17 protein-coding genes are annotated in these 17,041 nt (G+C 67.2%); 6 read left to right on the top strand and 11 right to left on the bottom strand.

The window, feature by feature from the left end:
- Positions 1–475 precede the first annotated feature (475 nt).
- Together ilvA and queF are read left to right on the top strand one after the other, a co-directional pair.
- Positions 476–1,999 (top strand): threonine ammonia-lyase, biosynthetic, encoded by a 1,524-nt coding sequence (gene ilvA, locus HWX31_RS13360; protein ID WP_174964606.1) that lies wholly within the window; start codon positions 476–478, stop codon positions 1,997–1,999.
- A gap of 11 nt (positions 2,000–2,010) precedes the next feature.
- Positions 2,011–2,835 carry an NADPH-dependent 7-cyano-7-deazaguanine reductase QueF gene (gene queF / locus HWX31_RS13355; RefSeq protein ID WP_059612122.1) on the top strand — a complete coding sequence of 275 codons (825 nt, stop codon included), beginning with the start codon at positions 2,011–2,013 and terminating at the stop codon, positions 2,833–2,835.
- Between the two features lie 379 nt (positions 2,836–3,214).
- Here queF and HWX31_RS13350 read toward each other — a convergent pair whose 3' ends face one another.
- On the bottom strand, positions 3,215–3,505 hold the full coding sequence (locus tag HWX31_RS13350) for a hypothetical protein (RefSeq protein WP_174964607.1): 291 nt from the start codon (positions 3,503–3,505) through the stop codon (positions 3,215–3,217).
- Between the two features lie 16 nt (positions 3,506–3,521).
- Positions 3,522–3,875, bottom strand: coding sequence for a DUF1493 family protein (locus tag HWX31_RS13345; RefSeq protein WP_059636472.1), 354 nt, complete (start codon positions 3,873–3,875; stop codon positions 3,522–3,524).
- A 216-nt stretch (positions 3,876–4,091) separates the two neighbouring features.
- Between HWX31_RS13345 and HWX31_RS13340 the strand changes: the two genes are divergently transcribed.
- Positions 4,092–4,322 (top strand): hypothetical protein, encoded by a 231-nt coding sequence (locus HWX31_RS13340; RefSeq protein ID WP_133117961.1) that lies wholly within the window; start codon positions 4,092–4,094, stop codon positions 4,320–4,322.
- Between the two features lie 110 nt (positions 4,323–4,432).
- On the opposite strand, the gene HWX31_RS13335 is transcribed toward HWX31_RS13340, so the two are convergent.
- The 4 genes from HWX31_RS13335 to HWX31_RS13320 all read right to left on the bottom strand — a co-directional run bounded on the left by HWX31_RS13335 (position 4,433) and on the right by HWX31_RS13320 (position 8,243).
- Positions 4,433–5,035: a peptidoglycan recognition protein family protein gene (locus HWX31_RS13335; RefSeq protein WP_174964608.1), complete on the bottom strand. Its 603-nt coding sequence runs from the start codon at positions 5,033–5,035 to the stop codon at positions 4,433–4,435.
- Between the two features lie 334 nt (positions 5,036–5,369).
- On the bottom strand, positions 5,370–5,756 hold the full coding sequence (locus HWX31_RS13330) for a RidA family protein (RefSeq protein WP_011353171.1): 387 nt from the start codon (positions 5,754–5,756) through the stop codon (positions 5,370–5,372).
- 73 nt (positions 5,757–5,829) lie between these two features.
- A complete protein-coding gene (locus HWX31_RS13325; protein WP_059659093.1) occupies positions 5,830–7,311 on the bottom strand; it encodes an N-acyl-D-amino-acid deacylase family protein in 1,482 nt (493 codons plus the stop codon).
- A gap of 2 nt (positions 7,312–7,313) precedes the next feature.
- On the bottom strand, positions 7,314–8,243 hold the full coding sequence (locus tag HWX31_RS13320) for a MurR/RpiR family transcriptional regulator (protein ID WP_095400578.1): 930 nt from the start codon (positions 8,241–8,243) through the stop codon (positions 7,314–7,316).
- 119 nt (positions 8,244–8,362) lie between these two features.
- Here HWX31_RS13320 and HWX31_RS13315 point away from each other — a divergent pair, with 119 nt between their 5' ends.
- Positions 8,363–9,643 carry an amino acid deaminase gene (locus tag HWX31_RS13315; RefSeq protein ID WP_174964609.1) on the top strand — a complete coding sequence of 427 codons (1,281 nt, stop codon included), beginning with the start codon at positions 8,363–8,365 and terminating at the stop codon, positions 9,641–9,643.
- 147 nt (positions 9,644–9,790) lie between these two features.
- Positions 9,791–10,372, top strand: coding sequence for a DJ-1/PfpI family protein (locus HWX31_RS13310; protein WP_174964610.1), 582 nt, complete (start codon positions 9,791–9,793; stop codon positions 10,370–10,372).
- Between the two features lie 57 nt (positions 10,373–10,429).
- Here HWX31_RS13310 and HWX31_RS13305 read toward each other — a convergent pair whose 3' ends face one another.
- Both HWX31_RS13305 and HWX31_RS13300 read right to left on the bottom strand, forming a co-directional pair.
- On the bottom strand, positions 10,430–10,876 hold the full coding sequence (locus HWX31_RS13305; RefSeq protein ID WP_059730672.1) for a MarR family winged helix-turn-helix transcriptional regulator: 447 nt from the start codon (positions 10,874–10,876) through the stop codon (positions 10,430–10,432).
- Positions 10,877–10,912: 36 nt separating this feature from the next.
- Complete coding sequence (locus HWX31_RS13300) at positions 10,913–12,508, bottom strand: MDR family MFS transporter (RefSeq protein WP_174964611.1); 1,596 nt, start codon at positions 12,506–12,508, stop codon at positions 10,913–10,915.
- A 105-nt stretch (positions 12,509–12,613) separates the two neighbouring features.
- On the opposite strand from HWX31_RS13300, the gene HWX31_RS13295 reads away from it, so the two are divergent.
- Positions 12,614–13,468, top strand: coding sequence for an EcsC family protein (locus tag HWX31_RS13295; protein ID WP_174964612.1), 855 nt, complete (start codon positions 12,614–12,616; stop codon positions 13,466–13,468).
- Between the two features lie 148 nt (positions 13,469–13,616).
- Here HWX31_RS13295 and HWX31_RS13290 read toward each other — a convergent pair whose 3' ends face one another.
- The 3 genes from HWX31_RS13290 to HWX31_RS13280 form a co-directional block, all read right to left on the bottom strand.
- On the bottom strand, positions 13,617–14,051 hold the full coding sequence (locus tag HWX31_RS13290) for a CHRD domain-containing protein (RefSeq protein WP_174964613.1): 435 nt from the start codon (positions 14,049–14,051) through the stop codon (positions 13,617–13,619).
- Positions 14,052–14,357: 306 nt separating this feature from the next.
- Positions 14,358–15,131, bottom strand: a complete 774-nt coding sequence (locus HWX31_RS13285; protein WP_174964614.1) for a class II aldolase/adducin family protein — start codon at positions 15,129–15,131, stop codon at positions 14,358–14,360.
- Positions 15,132–15,275: 144 nt separating this feature from the next.
- Positions 15,276–16,901, bottom strand: a complete 1,626-nt coding sequence (locus HWX31_RS13280) for a phospholipase D family protein (RefSeq protein WP_174964615.1) — start codon at positions 16,899–16,901, stop codon at positions 15,276–15,278.
- Between the last annotated feature and the right edge of the window lie 140 nt (positions 16,902–17,041).

Raw genomic sequence — 17,041 nt, 5'->3', positions numbered from 1 at the left:
TCTGTTCTATTGCCAGGCGTGCGGCGGCTTTGCACGGGACCGAAGCGCGCGCTGTCGCGCAACTTCCGGTCGACACCTGGCGGCACTCGGAGCCATCAGCACGATCGCGCGCGGCGCGCATGCCGTTCCGCCGCGGGGCTGGCTGCGCGCGGCGACGGCTTCAAAAGGGCGATCCGAGGGTGCCTCTGCATCTTCCGATCCTTGATTCAAAACGGAATTCTAACCCATGATCGAGCCTCGCGTGAGACCTCGGACCGGCCGTGGGGATATCGGCGGAAGGCCCGCCGGCCGTGGCCCGAAGCGGTTTCGGGCCGCCATTCGCCGGCCGGCCGGTCGGTAACCGGCCGGTTAAGCCCGCCGGATCGTCGTCGCACCGCCGGAAACGGTCGCGACGCACATGCAATCCGTATGAAAACAGACCCCAGGCGCTATCATTGACCTTTTACGTCTGCATCCGCACTGCACGCGAGCGCCCATGGCATCCCACGATTATCTGAAGAAAATCCTCACCGCGCGCGTCTACGACGTCGCGATCGAGACAGAGCTCGAACCGGCCCGCAACCTGTCGGCCCGGCTGCGCAACCCCGTCTACCTGAAGCGCGAGGACAACCAGCCGGTGTTCTCGTTCAAGCTGCGGGGCGCGTACAACAAGATGGCGCACATTCCGGCCGACGCGCTCGCGCGCGGCGTGATCACCGCGTCGGCCGGCAACCACGCGCAGGGCGTCGCGTTCTCGGCGGCCCGGATGGGCATCAAGGCCGTGATCGTCGTGCCGGTCACGACGCCGCAGGTGAAGGTCGACGCGGTGCGCGCGCACGGCGGCCCGTCGGTCGAGGTGATCCAGGCGGGCGAATCGTACAGCGACGCGTACAAGCATGCGCTGACGGTGCAGGAAGAACGCGGCCTCACGTTCGTCCACCCGTTCGACGATCCGTACGTGATCGCGGGCCAGGGCACCGTCGCGATGGAAATCCTGCGCCAGCACCAGGGCCCGATCCACGCGATCTTCGTGCCGATCGGCGGCGGCGGGCTCGCCGCGGGCATCGTCGCGTACGTGAAGGCCGTGCGCCCGGAGATCAAGGTGATCGGCGTGCAGACCGAGGATTCGTGCGCGATGGCGCAGTCGATCGACGCCGGCCGCCGCATCGAGCTTGCCGAGGTCGGCCTGTTCGCGGACGGCACCGCGGTGAAGCTCGTCGGCGAGGAAACCTTCCGGCTCTGCAGCGAACACCTCGACGGCGTCCTGACGGTCAACACCGACGCGCTGTGCGCGGCGATCAAGGATGTGTTCCAGGACACCCGCAGCGTGCTCGAACCCTCCGGCGCGCTGGCGGTCGCGGGCGCGAAGCTCTACGCGGAACGCGAAGGCATCGAAAACCAGACGCTGGTCGCGATCACGTCCGGCGCGAACATGAACTTCGACCGGATGCGCTTCGTCGCCGAGCGCGCCGAGGTCGGCGAGGCGCGCGAAGCGGTGTTCGCGGTGACGATCCCCGAGGAGCGCGGCAGCTTCAAGCGCTTCTGCTCGCTCGTCGGCGAGCGCAACGTCACCGAGTTCAACTACCGGATCGCCGATGCGCAGGCCGCGCATATCTTCGTCGGCGTGCAGATCAAGCGCCGCGGCGAATCCGCGGAGATCGCCGCGAACTTCGACTCGCACGGCTTCCAGACCGTCGACCTGACGCACGACGAGCTGTCGAAGGAGCACATCCGCTACATGGTCGGCGGCCACTCGCCGCTCGCGCTCGACGAGCGGCTGTTCCGCTTCGAATTCCCGGAGCGCCCGGGCGCACTGATGAAGTTCCTGTCGTCGATGGCGCCCGACTGGAACATCAGCCTGTTCCACTACCGCAACCAGGGCGCGGACTACAGCTCGATCCTCGTCGGCCTGCAGGTGCCGCCCGCCGACCACGCGGAGTTCGAACGCTTCCTCGCGACGCTCGGCTATCCGTACGTCGAGGAAAGCGGCAATCCGGCCTATCGCCTGTTCCTGTCCTGAGCGAGCCCATCATGAATCCCGAACACTCCCCGCTCGGCAAGGCAACCGTCTACGCGAACCAGTACGACGCGTCGCTGCTGTTCCCGATCCCGCGCGCCGGCGCGCGCGAGCAGATCGGCATCACGTCGGCGCTGCCGTTCTTCGGCACCGACATCTGGAACGCATACGAGCTGTCGTGGCTCAACGCGCGCGGCAAGCCGCAGGTCGCGGTCGCGACGTTCTACGTGCCGGCCGAATCGCCGAACATCGTCGAATCGAAGTCGTTCAAGCTGTATCTCGGCTCGTTCGCGCAGACGAAATTCGATTCGATCGACGCGGTGCGCGACGCGCTGAAGCGCGACGTATCGGCCGCGTGCGGCGCGAGCGTCGCCGTGCAGCTCGTGTCGCCGCACGACTTCGGCAAGCTCGAGATGGACGAGCTCGACGGGCTGTCGCTCGACCGGCTCGATCTCGACACCGACATCTACGAGCCCGATCCGTCGCTGCTCACCGCCGCGCACGACGAGGCGCCGGTCGAGGAAACGCTCGTGTCCGATCTGCTGAGGTCCAACTGCCCGGTCACCGGCCAGCCGGACTGGGGCAGCGTGCAGATTCATTACGTCGGGCCGCAGATCGACCATGCGGGCCTGCTGCGCTACATCATCTCGTTCCGCAATCACACGGGCTTTCACGAGCAGTGCGTCGAGCGGATCTTCCTCGACATCCTGCATGCGTGCAAACCGGTGAAGCTCGCGGTGTATGCGCGTTATACGCGGCGCGGCGGGCTCGATATCAACCCGTTCCGCACGAACTACAACCAGCCGATGCCGGATAACGCGCGGACGGCGCGGCAGTAAATGAAGTGAAGCCGGCGGGCATTTCACGGCCCGCCAATGCAGACTACTTGCGGAAAAGGCGTCTTCGCGGACGCCAATCGATGCCGTGGCCGTCCAGTATGCGTCTGAGTCGGCGGACTTCGCTCCCGAGCGCCACGAGCATCACGGCCGTCACAACGGGCATCACCCACTCACCCGCATACCGGAAGGTCGCCCACGCAATACCCGCGAAGACGACGCCACAAATCAGAAGCGCGACGCGATCTGCGATCCGACTCATGCTGCTGCCTGTTGCGCGAGGCTCATCACGCGGTAGTGGTGCCGAGCTGTTCCCAGGGCAAACACTTCCGGGTGCGAAGCCGGATGCCGCGTCAGCGCGCCGACCTCGCGGCACTGGCGGTCACGCGCGGCGCTCATGCACCGGTGCCGACGGCAGACCGCCGAAGGTACGCGCGAAGTTGTTCTCGATATAGGCCAGCAGGCGCGTCAGCGTGTCCTGGTCCTCGTAGAGGTCGGCAAGCGCGTCCTCATCCAGCGAATCAGGATCGATACGCCCGATCTGATCGAGCCGCAGGCGGATGATCTCCATCAACACGGCCCATTCGCCCATCAGCAATGGCAGGGCCATGTCGCCGTGGTCATTTCGCTGATCGTTTATTACGTTCATGTCGCCGCCATCGGTTGCACACATCCGCAGTCTCGCCCCTTCACGACAGCTCGGCCAATCGCCGGGCGTCCCATTTCCTTTCGACGGCGGCGCGGTACAGCATTGCAAGCGTGATCGATTCCCGCTCGAGGCCGTGCGGCTTTCGAAGAACCCAACGCTGGAACAGCGAATAGAGCAGTCCCTCGCCTTCCATCAGAAAATATCTGTGGAAATCGAAGTCGCCGGTATCGACGGCAAAACGTTCGAAAAAGAGACCCATGAAATCGTTGGCTTCGTCGCCGGTTTGGCCAAGATCCTCCCAAAGCCTCGTGGCGGCGGATAGCGGCGCGGATTTTCCGAGCCCCGCCTCTGATCTGACGGAGGCTTCGATCTCGTCCCAACGCACGTTTTCCATCAGAACACCTTGTCCTCTGGCTCGCGTCGAAATCGACGAGCCGGCAAATAATGTTCCGCGTGCCCCGGATGTCGATCCTTGAGCGGCCTAAGATCGATCAGCAAACTCGTATTGAGCAGCATCCCTCTAATTCGGCGCGAACACGTTGGCTCGGCACTTCGGACAATACAGGTAGCGTGTTCGGCCATCGGGCATGGAAACGAGACCGCGCCTTGCTTGGTCTATCCTCCATTTCGCCACACCACCATTCGCAAGATAGGCTTTGCCTTCGGCATAGCAATTTGCAGCGTCCAACTCATGGCTGTATTCCCGTTCGGTGACGCGGTTCGCGCGCTTAAAAAACGCGCTGACATCCGCCTGTCGAAGAACGAACGCGCGACACGTATCCGCCGTTTCGTACCCGCTGATATCAGCCGACCACGCACCGTTTTTGGTGATCTTGATTGACTCCGGCGCGACAGTGAGTCCTGTCTTGCTGGGCGACAAGCGATCGGATAGCGTGCCCGCAACCGCGCTGTGGTTTAGCAGGAGTGCCAAGGTCAAAGCTGCGATCCGAGTCACCATTGCACCCTCGCTGCCTCTGTATCGTTCTTTCGTGATACCGTTGGGTGGCGAAAGACCTCTGCCATCGGGACGTTCAGTGTTATCGAAAGTTCATGAATGAGCCATCGAAGCGAGTCATTCTGAGCTTCTGGCGCCGCGACGTAGGTTCGTCGCTCTGGAACGGGTTCGTCGAGCGGTAGAGCTTCACCGACTAATTCCACGCCAATGCTATCTGTATTGGAAGGGTAACGATCCGGGACCGCCTTGCGCATCTCCCGCCGGTTTTCGCCACGCGGGTCAAAACGGCGAAGTTGCTCCAGTTCGACTGGCGTGCAACGCATTTCCGCAACACAGCGCGCCTTGACACGGCCGACATGCCAAGTCTGCTTCTTCAAAGATGCCGTCTGATAAATCGCTCCATCCTTTTCGATCAAAAAATGCGCTCCATTAGCAGACGCATTTTTATAGCTACTGAATGCAGAGGCCGCAGTTGAACCACCAGTTTGATGAACAATAATCCCACTGACCATCTGCATCGCACCGCGCTCTATCTGAGTTTTTCTGACCTGCCTCACGCGCGAACTAACGACCATCCCACTGGAGTCAATCGAGAGCATTCAATACCCCAGTTTAATTGCGATCTTCCATCAAATCACCTTGCCCTCGGGTTTGGCAAGGCGGTTGTACTTGGCGATCGTGCCGTGCACCTGCGCCGATCGCTGCCACCTTCCGCTAGACGGATGTGTCACGTTGAGCCCCGTCGAAAAAACTTTGTCACAAAAAGCGAAATTCCGGCGCCGCTCTATGCCGCCTCAACCGAGTTGCGTTTGAGCGCCCCCCCTCTATCCCCTCGCCGATCGCCCTTGCCCACGCATCGACTCCGTCATAACGCAACAAGGCCGGCGCACGCCAATGCGCCGGCCTTGTTGCACAGCTTTTACCCGCGCCGCCTTACTTCGCCGGCGCCTTGTACGCAATACAATCGACCTCGACCTTGCAGTCGATCACCATGCTCGACTGCACGCACGCGCGCGCCGGCGGATGCTCGCCGAAGTACGAGATGAACACCTTGTTGAACGACGCGAAATCGCGCGCATCGTCGAGCCACACGCCGCAGCGCACGACGTGCTCGAGGCCGTAGCCGGCTTCCTTCAGGATCGCGATCACGTTCTCGATCGTCTGCTTCGACTGCGTGACGATCCCGCCTTCGACCACTTCGCCGTTGACCATCGGCGTCTGGCCCGACACGTACAGCCAGCCGTCGGCCTCGACCGCACGCGCGAACGGCATCACCTGCCCGCCCGTCCCCTTCGCTTCGCCTACGCCATATCGCTTCATCGTTTCACTCCTGTTCTTGGTTACGGATGCGCGCGCCCAACGCGGCGCGCACGGAAATTGCCCCTGTCAGCTGTCAGAACACTGCATCGGCGCTCGCCTGCGCACGCACGCCGCGCGCAACGAAGCCGCCCGCGCGTTCGCCGGTCGGCTGGCCGTCGCGGTAGGTCAGCACGCCGTTGACCCACACCGCGTCGATGCCGTGCGCGGGCTGCTGCGGCTTGTCGAAGGTCGCCGCATCGATCACGCGCGCAGGATCGAACAGCACGAGATCCGCGTGAAAACCCACCCGCACCTCGCCGCGCCCCGCGAGCCCGAAGCGGCGCGCGGACAGCGACGTCATCTTGCGGATCGCCTCCTCGAGCGGCAGCAGGCCGGTGTCGCGCGCGTAATGCCCGAGCACGCGCGGGAACGCGCCCCACAGCCGCGGATGCGGCAGCGGATCGTTCGGCAGGCCGTCCGAGCCGACCATCGTCGCCGGATGCGACAGGATCCGCCGCACGTCGTCCTCGGACATGTTGTGGTACACGGCGCCCGCCGGCCGGATCCGCTGCGCGGCCTCCTGCTCGGTCACGCCCCAGTCGGCCGCGATCGCCTTCAGCAGCTTGCCCGCCACTTCCGGATGCGGCTCCGACCACGTGATCGTGATGTCGATGTCGCCCGTCACCTGCTTCAGGTCGAGCGTCGACGAGCTGCGGCTGTACGGATAGCAATCGCAGCCGACCGGCTGGTAGCGGCGCGCGCCTTCGAGCGACGCGAGCACCTCGGTGCTGCGGCCCCAGTTCGACGGGCCCGCGCATTTCAGGTGCGAGATCACGACCGGCACCTGTGCGTGACGGCCGACGCGATACGCCTCGTCCATCGCGTCGAGGATCGCGTCGAACTCGGTGCGCATGTGCGTCGTATACAGCGCGCCCGCGTTCGCGAGCGGCTCGGCGAGCGCCATCACCTCCTCGGGCGGCGCCGCGAACGCGGAGCCGTACGCGAGCCCCGACGACAGCCCGAGCGCGCCGTGCGCGAGCGCCTCCTCGAGCTGCGCGCGCATGCCGGCGATTTCCGCATCGGTGGCCGCGCGGTCGAGGCGGTCCATCTGGTTGTTGCGCAGCGCGGTGTGGCCGACGAGCGCGGCGACGTTGACGGCCGGCCGCGCGTCGTTCACCGCCGCGACGTAGTCGGCGAAGGTCGGGTACCGGAACGCGCCGCGCTCGCCGAGCAGGTTCATCGGGTCGGGCGGATCGCCCGCGAGCGTCACCGGCGACGCGCTGATCCCGCAGTTGCCGACGATCACGGTCGTCACGCCCTGCGTGATCTTCGGCAGCATCTGCGGCGAGCGGATCACATGCGTGTCGTCGTGCGTGTGCACGTCGACGAAGCCCGGCGCAAGCGCGCGGCCGTTCGCTTCGACGACCTCCTCGGCCAGCCAGTTCGACAGGTTGCCGATCGCGACGATCGCGCCGTTGCGGATCGCGACGTCGCGCTCGACGGGCGGCGCGCCGGTGCCGTCGTACAGCTGCGCGCCGACGATCAGCGTATCGGCGGCTTCGGGATGCGAATGCATGGTCAGTCTCCTAGCGGTTGGCGGTCTCCGCCGCCGCGGTGCGCATCGAGCGCATGCTTGACGCGGCGCAGCGATTCGCGGCACGCGTCGCCGAGCCGCAGCGCGACCTCGGTGACGAGCACGTCGATGGCCATCATCATCGCGTAGCGCGACGTCGACGGCTTGTAGATGAAATCGGTTTCGAACGCGACGACCGGAATCAGGTGGTCGGCAAGCTGCGCGAGCGGCGACGCGGGCGCGGTCACCGCGATCAGCGGCGCGCCGTAGCGCTTCGCGAGCGCGCAGCTTTCCAGCAGCTCCGGCACGCGCCCGCTCACCGACAGCGCGACCACGACGGAATCGCGCGACGCCGTCGCCGCGACCATCCGCTGCAGCACGCTGTCCTGGTAGCTCGCGACCGGCCGGCCGAAGCGCACGAGACGGAAGCGCAGCTCGTCGGCGAGCGCGGTCGAGCCGCCGCCCTGCCCGTACACGTAGACCATCTTCGCGCCGGCGAGCAGGTCGGCGGCCGCGTCGAACGACGTCTGGCGCAGCAGCTGGTGGTTGTGCGCGAGCGCGACCTGGATCTCGTCGTAGACGACCGACGCGGGATTCGCGTCATCCTCGCCCGCGCCGTCGGACGGCGCGAGAAAGCGCTGGCCGACCGCCGCCGCCTGCGCGACGAGCAGCTTCAGCTCGCGCACGTCGCGGCAGCCGACCGCCTTCGCGAAGCGCGTGACCGTCGCGACGCTCACGTCGGCGTCGCGCGCGAGCGTGCCGATGCTCGCATGCGCGGCGCGCGCGAGATCGGCGAGGATGAACGCGGCCACCTTTCGCTCGGCGTCGCGCAGCTCGGGCGCGCATTCGGCGATCCGGGCGACGATGTCGACGGTCGGCTGGGCGGCAGCGCCGGCAGCCGGCGGGACGGAAGACGAAGTGGCGGACGAATTCATCTGCGGGAATGGGTGCGGCGCACCATGTTACTAAATAACATTACCGCGCCGATGCTACTTTCTGTACCATCGGCATGTCAACTTCAGTGCAATGCATATCAATGATGGAGCGGGATGAGATGAAAGTTACAAACTATCAGGATGCGACGATCGATCCCTTCGGCAAGGGTCTCGGCAATCTGCCGAGCGCGAGCGTGCCGCTCGGCGACGCGGGCCGCCTCGAGTGGAACCTGCTCGCGGAGGACGTCAGCCTGCCGGCCGCAGTGCTGTACGAGGACCGCATCGAGCACAACCTGAATTGGATGCAGGCGTTCGTCGAGGAATACGGCGTCAAGTTCGCGCCGCACGGCAAGACGACGATGGCGCCGCAGCTGTTCCGCCGCCAGCTCGACGCCGGCGCGTGGGGCATCACGCTCGCGACCGCGCACCAGACGCAGGCCGCGTATCACGGCGGCGTGCGGCGCGTGCTGCTCGCGAACCAGCTGGTCGGCCGCCAGAACATGACGATCATCGCGGGCCTGCTGTCGGATCCCGACTTCGAGTTCTTCTGCTGCGTCGATTCCGCCGACGGCGTCGACCAGCTCGGCCGCTTCTTCGGCGACGCGAAGAAGTCGCTCAACGTGCTGCTCGAGCTCGGCGTGCCGGGCGGGCGCACCGGCGTGCGCGACGCCGCGCAGCGCGACGCGGTGCTCGCGGCGCTCGCCCGCTATCCGGACACGCTGAAGCTGGCCGGGATCGAACTCTACGAAGGCGTGCTGAAGGAGGAAGGCGAGATCCGCGCGTTCCTGCAGGGCGCGGTCGCGCTGACGCGCGAGCTCGCCGCCGCCGGCCGCTTCGCGCGCACGCCGGCGATCCTGTCCGGCGCGGGTTCGGCGTGGTACGACGTGGTCGCGGAGGAGTTCGCGAAGGCGTCCGGCGCGGGCTTCGCGGAAGTCGTGCTGCGCCCGGGCTGCTACCTGACGCACGACGTCGGCATCTACAAGAAGGCGCAGACCGACGTGTTCGCGCGCAACCCGACCGCACGCAAGATGGGCGAAGGGCTGCTGCCCGCGCTGCAGCTGTGGGCGTACGTGCAGTCGGTGCCGGAGCCGAACCGCGCGATCGTCGCGCTCGGCAAGCGCGACTCGGCGTTCGACGCGGGCCTGCCCGAGCCGGCCCGGCATTTCCGCCCGGGCCGCGACAGCGCGCCGCGCGACGTCGCCGCGAGCGAAGGCTGGGCGATCACCGGCCTGATGGACCAGCACGCGTATCTGCAGATCCCGCCCGGCGCGGACGTGAAGGTCGGCGACATGATCGCGTTCGACATCTCGCACCCGTGCCTGACGTTCGACAAGTGGCGCCAGCTGCTCGTGCTCGATCCGCAGTTCCGCGTGACGGAAGTGGTCGAAACGTTCTTCTGACCTTCCTTCCGACGTGATCCGGCCGCCCCGTCGCGCGACGGGGCGGCCTTGCGTCATACCGGTTTCAGGCCGCCGGAGTACACTGCGCTTTCGTTCCGGGGCGCGCTCGCGCCCCGCTCACCCTTGCATGGGACCCGGGAGAAAGCCATGGCCGCGAAGAAGATCCTGTTGCTCACCGGCGATTTCGCCGAAGACTACGAAACGATGGTGCCGTTCCAGGCACTGCAGGCCGTCGGCCACCACGTCGACGCGGTTTGCCCGGGCAAGCGCGCGGGCGACAGGATCAAGACCGCGATCCACGACTTCGAGGGCGACCAGACCTACACGGAAAAGCCCGGCCACCAGTTCGCGCTGAACGCGTCGTTCGACGACGTCGACGCCGCGCGCTACGACGCGCTCGCGATCGCGGGCGGCCGCGCGCCGGAATACCTGCGGCTCGATCCGAAGGTGATCGCACTCGTGCGCGCGTTCGCGGCAGCCGGCAAACCGATCGCCGCGATCTGCCATGCGGCGCAGCTGCTCGCCGCCGCCGACGTGATCCGCGGCAAGCGCATCTCGGCCTACCCGGCCTGCGCGCCCGAAGTGAAGCTCGCGGGCGGCGAATATGCGGACATCCCGGTCGATGCGGCGGTCACCGACGCGCCGTTCGTCACCGCGCCCGCGTGGCCCGCGCATCCGGCGTGGCTCGCGCAATTCCTCGCGCTGCTCGGCACGCGCATCGAGCTGTAACACGGCACGCCGGCGCGGCCGCTAGCCGCGCGCCGCCGGCCTCAAGCCCCTGCCCGCTCAGCCCGCCGTCGGCGGCGTGCCGACTTCGGCGATCCGCTCCTCGAGCATCGCCAGCGCGCCGGACAGCGAGTTCAGCACGTCGTCCGGCAGCCGCGCGACCGTCTTGTCGAGGAACGCGCGGCGGCGCGGCAGGCTCGCCTCGAACGCCGCACGCCCGTCGGCGGTCAGTTTCACGTTCGTCACGCGGTTGTCGCGCTCGTCGGATTCGCGCTCGATCCAGCCGAGCGCGTCGAGCGCCTTCAGCTGGCGCGTGAGCGCGCCGGGGTCGATCCGCAGAATCTCGACGAGCCGCTTCTGCGACGACTCCCCATCCAGCGAGTGCAGCGCGACCATGATGCGCCAGCGCGGCATCGGCTGGCCGACGTGCGCCTCGAACGCGGTCAAGAACGCGCGATAGGTCCGTCCGAATTGCTGCAAGATCGCGACGCGGTCCTGTTCTTCCATGCGTTCAGTTCGGTTCGTTCAATCGGTTGATCGGAGTCAATCGGCCGCGACGTGCGGTTCGATCTTGCGCCGCAGCGTGACGGGCGGCACGCGGCGGCACTGCCACACCGCATACACGGCCACCGCCGCCGCTACCGCGACGCCCACGTGAATCGCGCTGACGAGCGATTCGCGGGCGGCCTCCAGCAGCAGCGCGCCATTATGCCCGGCGCGCGTCAACTCGCCGACGAGGCCGGCCTGCGCCGCGCGGTCGATCAGGATCTGCGGGTCGGCGAGCTGCGCGTGCCATTGCAGCGCGTGGTCGGCGCCGAGCGCGTCGCGCACGCCGCCCGCATACATCTGGCTGACGAGCGTGCCCGTCAGCGCGGTGCCGGCCATCCCGCCGACCATCCGCAGCGACTGCAGCAGCGCGGTGGCGATGCCGAGGTGCTCGCGTCCGGCGGTCTGCTGCGCGAACACGGTCAGGTTCGGCAGCACGAAGCCGAGGCCGACGCCGCCCGCGACCATCAGCGCCATCAGCAGCCAGCGGGGCGTCGCATGCGTCGACACGGCGACGCCCGCGCACGTGATCGCGAACAGCGCGAAGCCGACGTGCAGCATCGCGTTCGGGTTGCGGATGCGGGTGACGACGCGGCCGTTCATGATGCTGCCGATCGTGATGAACACGACGAGCGGCGTGATGACGAGCCCCGCTTCCTTCGGCGACATGCCGAACCCGCCCTGGAACAGCAGCGGCGCGTAGAACAGCAGCGAGAACATCGAGAAGCCGGCGAGGATCGCGAGCACGAACAGCGCGGACAGCGCGCGGTTGCCGAACATGTCGAACGGCAAAATCGGCTGCGCGCAGCGCTTCTCCCAGCGCCACAACCCGATGCCGGCTGCGAGCGCGACGCCGAGCAGCAGCGTCGGCCAGCCGGCGACGCCGTGCTTCGGCAGCCATTCGACGAACAGCTGCAGCGCGCCGAGCGCCAGCGCGATCAGGAGCGCGCCCGGCCAGTCGAGCCGCATCTTCCGGTCGTGCTCGACGTGCCGCAGGTGCGGCAGGTAGCGCCACACGAACAGCAGCGACAGCAGGCCGACCGGCAGGTTCACGTAGAACACCGCACGCCAGCCCAGCGACTGGGTCAGCACGCCGCCGAGCGACGGCCCGATCGCGTTCGCGATGCCGAACGCGGAACTCATCATCACCTGCCAGCGCAGCCGCACGACGGAATCGGGGAACAGGTCGGGAATGCACGCGAACGCGGTGCCGACCAGCATCCCGCCGCCGATGCCCTGCAGGCCGCGCGCGAGCACCAGGTAGAGCATGTCGTTGGCCATCCCGCACAGCACCGACGCGCCCGTGAACACGACGATCGACACGATCACGAACGGCTTGCGCCCGTAGTAGTCGCCGAGCCGCCCGAAGATCGGCACGGTGATCACCGAGCTGAGCAGGTACGACGTCGCGACCCACGCATACAGGTCGAATCCCTTCAGTTCGGCGACGATGGTCGGCAGCGCGGTGCCGACGACGGTCTGGTCGAGCGCGACGAGCATCGTCACGAACGAGATGCCGATCATCGCGAGCAGCGATTCGCGGAACGGCAGCACTTGCCCGCTCGAATGGTGGGCGGCGGTGTGGACGGCCATTTTTGTCGACGCAACTTTTGACGAGTCAAAGAATCTCAAAATTCTATCATTGGTGCGATAACCTAGCTGGCGGCCGCATTCCGGCCCGGGTTGCGAAGGAGAAAGATGAAACCGATTTCAAGCGAAGTCGCGACGACGCTGTCGGCAGACGATCGGGACGCGCTGCGGCGCGCGAAGCAGGTGCTGGAAAGCCCGTCGCTGACGATGAAGCTGACGGGCCTGCTCGGCGCGCCGATCGAGAAGATGATCGGCAGGCTGCCGGATTTCGCGACCGGCAAGATCAACGACGCGACCCAGCTCGCGCTGCGCAAGTGCCTGAACCTCGCGCTGCGCACGCTCGGCAAGCCGCCGGCACCCGACGCCGACGCGCCCGACGTGCACGACAGGCCGAGCAACCTGCTGCACAAGCTCGCGGTCGCGACGACGGGCGCCGCCGGCGGCGCGTTCGGCTTCGTCGCGCTGCCGGTCGAGCTGCCGGTCACGACGACGCTGATCTTCCGCTCGGTCTGCGACATCGCGCGCAGCGAAGGCGAGGACCTGTCGTCGGTGGACGCGCAGCTGCAGTGCCTCGCCGTGCTCGGAATGGGCGGCAACCCGGACAAGAAGGAAGAAGACGCCGATCTCGGCTACTTCGTGCTGCGCGGCGCGCTCGCGCAGGCGATCTCGAAGGCGTCGTCGGACATCACGTCGAAGGGCATCGGCGCACACGGTTCGGCCGCGCTGTTCAGGCTCGTACAGACCATCGCGTCGCGCTTCTCGGTGCAGGTGACCGAGCAGATGGCGGCGAAGTCGATCCCGGCGATCGGCGCGGTGCTCGGCGCGACCGTCAACACGCTGTTCATCGATCACTTCCAGCAGATGGCTCACGGCCACTTCACCGTGCGCCGGCTCGAGCGCAAGTACGGCGCCGCGGCCGTCGAGGCCGCCTACCAGGCGATCGACGCGTCGCCCACGCGCTGAGCCGCCCGTTCGAGCGCGACGCCGGCGCCTTCGCATTGCCGGCGGCGCGGCGCGGCGACCGCATCCGCAACTCGGTGAAGCGCGGACCACGCGCGGGATCGAGCACGGCGTGTCGCTCAAAGAGTGGCGCTATATCAAACGCCGCCGCTCAGCCGGCCGGCAGCACCTGCCCGCGGATCTCGCCGGACGGATGCTCCTTCGTATGGATGTTGAAGTACCACTTGCCGGCCATCAGCTCGATCACCTGCGCATCGTTCAGTTCCTTCGAACCCCTGATCGGGCTCGCCAGGCCGTCTTTCGGAATCGGCACCTGCACGCCGGCGTTCTGCCCGACGGACGCCGGCCCGTGGAAATGCGCGGCGGCGGCCGGGCCGGTCAGGTCCTTGTAGGTGATCGTCCATTGCAACGTGTGGGTAGCCGTGTCGTAAGTCGCGTCGACGTTGCCCGAACCGTGGCTGGTGGTAGGCGGCACCTCGCTCGACGGCTGAAGGTTGGCAGCCAGGCGAACCGTTTCAGCAGCGGCGCTGCCGGCAGCCAGCACGCCCGCGAGTAACGCCACCTGGAGGAAACGCAGCTTCGGCATGGAATCTCCTTGTCCGACGGTGTGCGCCATCCGGACGGATGACGTCCCGCCCATGTTAGTCGATCGGCGCCGCTCCGTGAGTGCATCGGCCAGCCTGACGCATCCTGAAACAGACCTTTCCAGCCGGACGCCTGAATCCGCGCGCAGCGTTTCGCTACACTTCGTTTCACAGTTGCTTGTTTCCTTCGTCCGAAGGAGTCTGCGAGTATTTGCGCGGCCACCCGGCCGCGTTTTTTTTGCCTGCTCGACGGACATGGGGACACGGCATCGCCCTGCGTCGCTGCCGGACGTCGCACGGCCGGCGCGTCAGCCGCGATACCCCGGATCGATGCGATCGACGAGGCGCTGCAGCGCGTCGAACGCATCCTGCCCCGCGCCGTGCTTCGGGTCGAAGTTCAGCGAGTCGCGCACGCACGCCTCGAGCACCGGCGGCGCGATCGGCAGCGGGTCGCCGATCGCGTGCGTCGCGACCTGCACTTCGCACGCGCGATTGAGCAGCCACATCAGCGAGAACGCCTCGGCAAGCGTGCGCCCGATCGTGACCGGCCCGTGGTTCCTCAGCAGCAGCACGGGCCGCCCACCGGCGCTCGCGACGATGCGCCGGCCTTCGTCGAGGTGCACCGTGATGCCTTCGAAGTCGTGATACGCCACCTTGCCGTACAGCTGCGCCGCGTAGAAGTTCGAGAACGACAGGCCGCCGCGCGAACTGCACACGGCCATCGCGGGCGTCGTGTGCACGTGCATCACGCAATGCGCGTCCGGCAGCGCGGCATGGATCGCGCCGTGGAACGTGAAGCCCGCCGGATTGACCGGCCAGTCGGAATGACCGATCACGTTGCCGTCGATGTCGACCTTGACGAGATTCGACGCGCACACCTCGCGGTAATGCAGGCCGAACGGATTGAGCAGGAAATGCCCTTCGGCGTCCGGCACGCGCAGCGAGATGTGGTTGTAGATCAGCTCGGTCCAGCCGAGCTGATCGAAGATGCGGTACGCGGCCGCAAGCTGCACGCGCGCCTGCCATTCGGCGTCGGAACAGCGGGCGGGACGGGTAAACGGCTGGTTCGGCACGTGATGCATGCGAGTCCTCCTGTTGGGCAGGCACGTACCAGGCCGCACGCGATGTGCGGCGATTCCGGCAGCACCTTCGCGACGCCATGATCGTTGCGCATGCAACCATATCACCTTTCCGCGCGCACCGGAACGGCAGCCGCGGGCCGGCCCTTATAGCTGGTCGTCGACCGGCAGCAGCATGAACACGCCGGTCAGCACGTTGCGCAGCAGCCCCGCATACGGATCGACATGATAGGTGCGCAGCACGCCGTCGTCGGTGCCGGTCCATATCAGCACGGACGCGCCGGGCCCCGACAGCGCCGCGAGCTGCACGCGATAGCTTTCGTCAGGCTGCGTCGCCCGCGCGAAGATCGTCGCGACCTGCTGCGCGAGCGCCGGGCTGTGGATCACGAGCGCCAGCTCGGTATTGAGGTGCGCGGAACGCCGATCGAGGTTCATCGAGCCGATCACGAGGATCTCGCGGTCGATCACGTAGGCCTTCGCGTGCAGGCTCGCGCGCGAGCGCGAGCCGAACAGCCGCGGCCGCGGCCGCCCGGGCCGCGCCTTGTATTCGTAGAGCTCGACGCCGTGCTGCAGCAGCGGCACGCGGTACGGGGCGTAGCCGGCCTGCACGGCCACCGCGTCGGTCGCGGCGAGCGAGTTCGTCAGGATCGCGACGCGCACGCCGCGCGCGGTGGTGTCGCCGAGGATCTTCACGCCCTCGTCATGTGGCACGAAATACGGCGAGAACGCGAGGAATTCGTGCTGCGCGGCGCGGATCAGCTCGGCGAGACGCCGCATCGGCGGGCTCACGTAGTCGTCGGTGGGCCGCACAACCTTGTCGGGCGCGTCGGCCTTGAACTCGGCCGGCGCCCAGACGAGGCCGAGTTCGCCGCGCGCGATCTGCTGCGCGAGCGGCGTCGCGTTCAGCGGCTTCGCGTTGTACGGCTCCGCGTTCTCGCGCCAGTGCGCGCGCAACTCGTCGCGCATCGCGTCGAGTTCCTTCTGATCGAACGTCTGATGATTCAGCACCCGCAGCGGATAGCTGCTGGCGCTCGCCCAGTACGCATCGAAGCTCGCGGAGATGTCGCGCGTCACCGGGCCGGCCGCGAGCACGTCGAGATCGCGGAACTGCAGCGTCGGGCTCGCGCTGAAATATTCGTCGCCGAGATTGCGGCCGCCGACGATCGCGACCTGGTTGTCGGCGATCATCGCCTTGTTGTGCATCCGGCGCGTGAAGCGGTCGATCCGTGTGAAGAAAATCGTCGTGCGCTGCATCACGCCCCACTGCGACGCGCCGAACGGATTGAACACGCGGATCTCGATGTTCGGGTGCGTGTTCAGCGCGGCCATCACGCGGTCGATGTCGTGAAAGTTCAGGTCGTCGACCAGCATCCGCACCCGCACGCCGCGATCGGCCGCGTACAGCGCGGCGCCGAGCAGCAACTTGCCGGTCGTGTCCTCGGTGGCGATGTAGTACTGCATGTCGAGCGTCCGGGTCGCCGCGCGGACGAGCGCGATGCGCATCTGCAGCGCGGCGGCGCCGTCCGCGAGCAGGCGGAAACCCGATTCGCCCGGACGCGCGCCCCCGGGCGCGGCGAGCGCGTCGCGCAGCGGCGTCGCGGCATCGGCGGGCAACGCGTGGGACACCGTGCGCTCGAGCGTGGTGGCGGGCGGATGCGTCGCGCACGCGGCGACGAGCGACAGCAACGTGCAGACGGCCAGCGCGCGGGCCGAGCGACAGGTGGCGCGCCACGCGCGGGCGGCCGGCGCGCGCCGGATGACGAACATGAGCACAGGGCCTTCTCGACTGGCGGATCAACCATTCCGCACACGCTGCGGCGCGCGGCTGACAAACGATTCTAAGTGGCGCCGGATGACGCGGTCAATCGCGCGCGCCCGGCGCACGGACGCTTGAATGAGCGGGGCCGCAGCCG

The sequence above is a fragment of the Burkholderia ubonensis genome (genome assembly GCF_902833085.1).
In the GTDB taxonomy this organism is placed as follows: Bacteria; Pseudomonadota; Gammaproteobacteria; order Burkholderiales; family Burkholderiaceae; genus Burkholderia; species Burkholderia ubonensis.
Note: the sequence above shows the minus strand (reverse complement) of the source record. Positions and strands in the feature narration are given on the sequence as shown.

Bases quoted from the DNA above. Each gene is read 5' to 3' on its own strand.
- ilvA (WP_174964606.1), top strand. From the start codon at position 476: ATGGCATCCCACGATTATCTGAAGAAAATCCTCACCGCGCGCGTCTAC.
- queF (WP_059612122.1), top strand. From the start codon at position 2,011: ATGAATCCCGAACACTCCCCGCTCGGCAAGGCAACCGTCTACGCGAAC.
- HWX31_RS13350 (WP_174964607.1), bottom strand. From the start codon at position 3,505: ATGTGTGCAACCGATGGCGGCGACATGAACGTAATAAACGATCAGCGA.
- HWX31_RS13345 (WP_059636472.1), bottom strand. From the start codon at position 3,875: ATGGAAAACGTGCGTTGGGACGAGATCGAAGCCTCCGTCAGATCAGAG.
- HWX31_RS13335 (WP_174964608.1), bottom strand. From the start codon at position 5,035: ATGCTCTCGATTGACTCCAGTGGGATGGTCGTTAGTTCGCGCGTGAGG.
- HWX31_RS13330 (WP_011353171.1), bottom strand. From the start codon at position 5,756: ATGAAGCGATATGGCGTAGGCGAAGCGAAGGGGACGGGCGGGCAGGTG.
- HWX31_RS13325 (WP_059659093.1), bottom strand. From the start codon at position 7,311: ATGCATTCGCATCCCGAAGCCGCCGATACGCTGATCGTCGGCGCGCAG.
- HWX31_RS13320 (WP_095400578.1), bottom strand. From the start codon at position 8,243: ATGAATTCGTCCGCCACTTCGTCTTCCGTCCCGCCGGCTGCCGGCGCT.
- HWX31_RS13315 (WP_174964609.1), top strand. From the start codon at position 8,363: ATGAAAGTTACAAACTATCAGGATGCGACGATCGATCCCTTCGGCAAG.
- HWX31_RS13310 (WP_174964610.1), top strand. From the start codon at position 9,791: ATGGCCGCGAAGAAGATCCTGTTGCTCACCGGCGATTTCGCCGAAGAC.
- HWX31_RS13305 (WP_059730672.1), bottom strand. From the start codon at position 10,876: ATGGAAGAACAGGACCGCGTCGCGATCTTGCAGCAATTCGGACGGACC.
- HWX31_RS13300 (WP_174964611.1), bottom strand. From the start codon at position 12,508: ATGGCCGTCCACACCGCCGCCCACCATTCGAGCGGGCAAGTGCTGCCG.
- HWX31_RS13295 (WP_174964612.1), top strand. From the start codon at position 12,614: ATGAAACCGATTTCAAGCGAAGTCGCGACGACGCTGTCGGCAGACGAT.
- HWX31_RS13290 (WP_174964613.1), bottom strand. From the start codon at position 14,051: ATGCCGAAGCTGCGTTTCCTCCAGGTGGCGTTACTCGCGGGCGTGCTG.
- HWX31_RS13285 (WP_174964614.1), bottom strand. From the start codon at position 15,131: ATGCATCACGTGCCGAACCAGCCGTTTACCCGTCCCGCCCGCTGTTCC.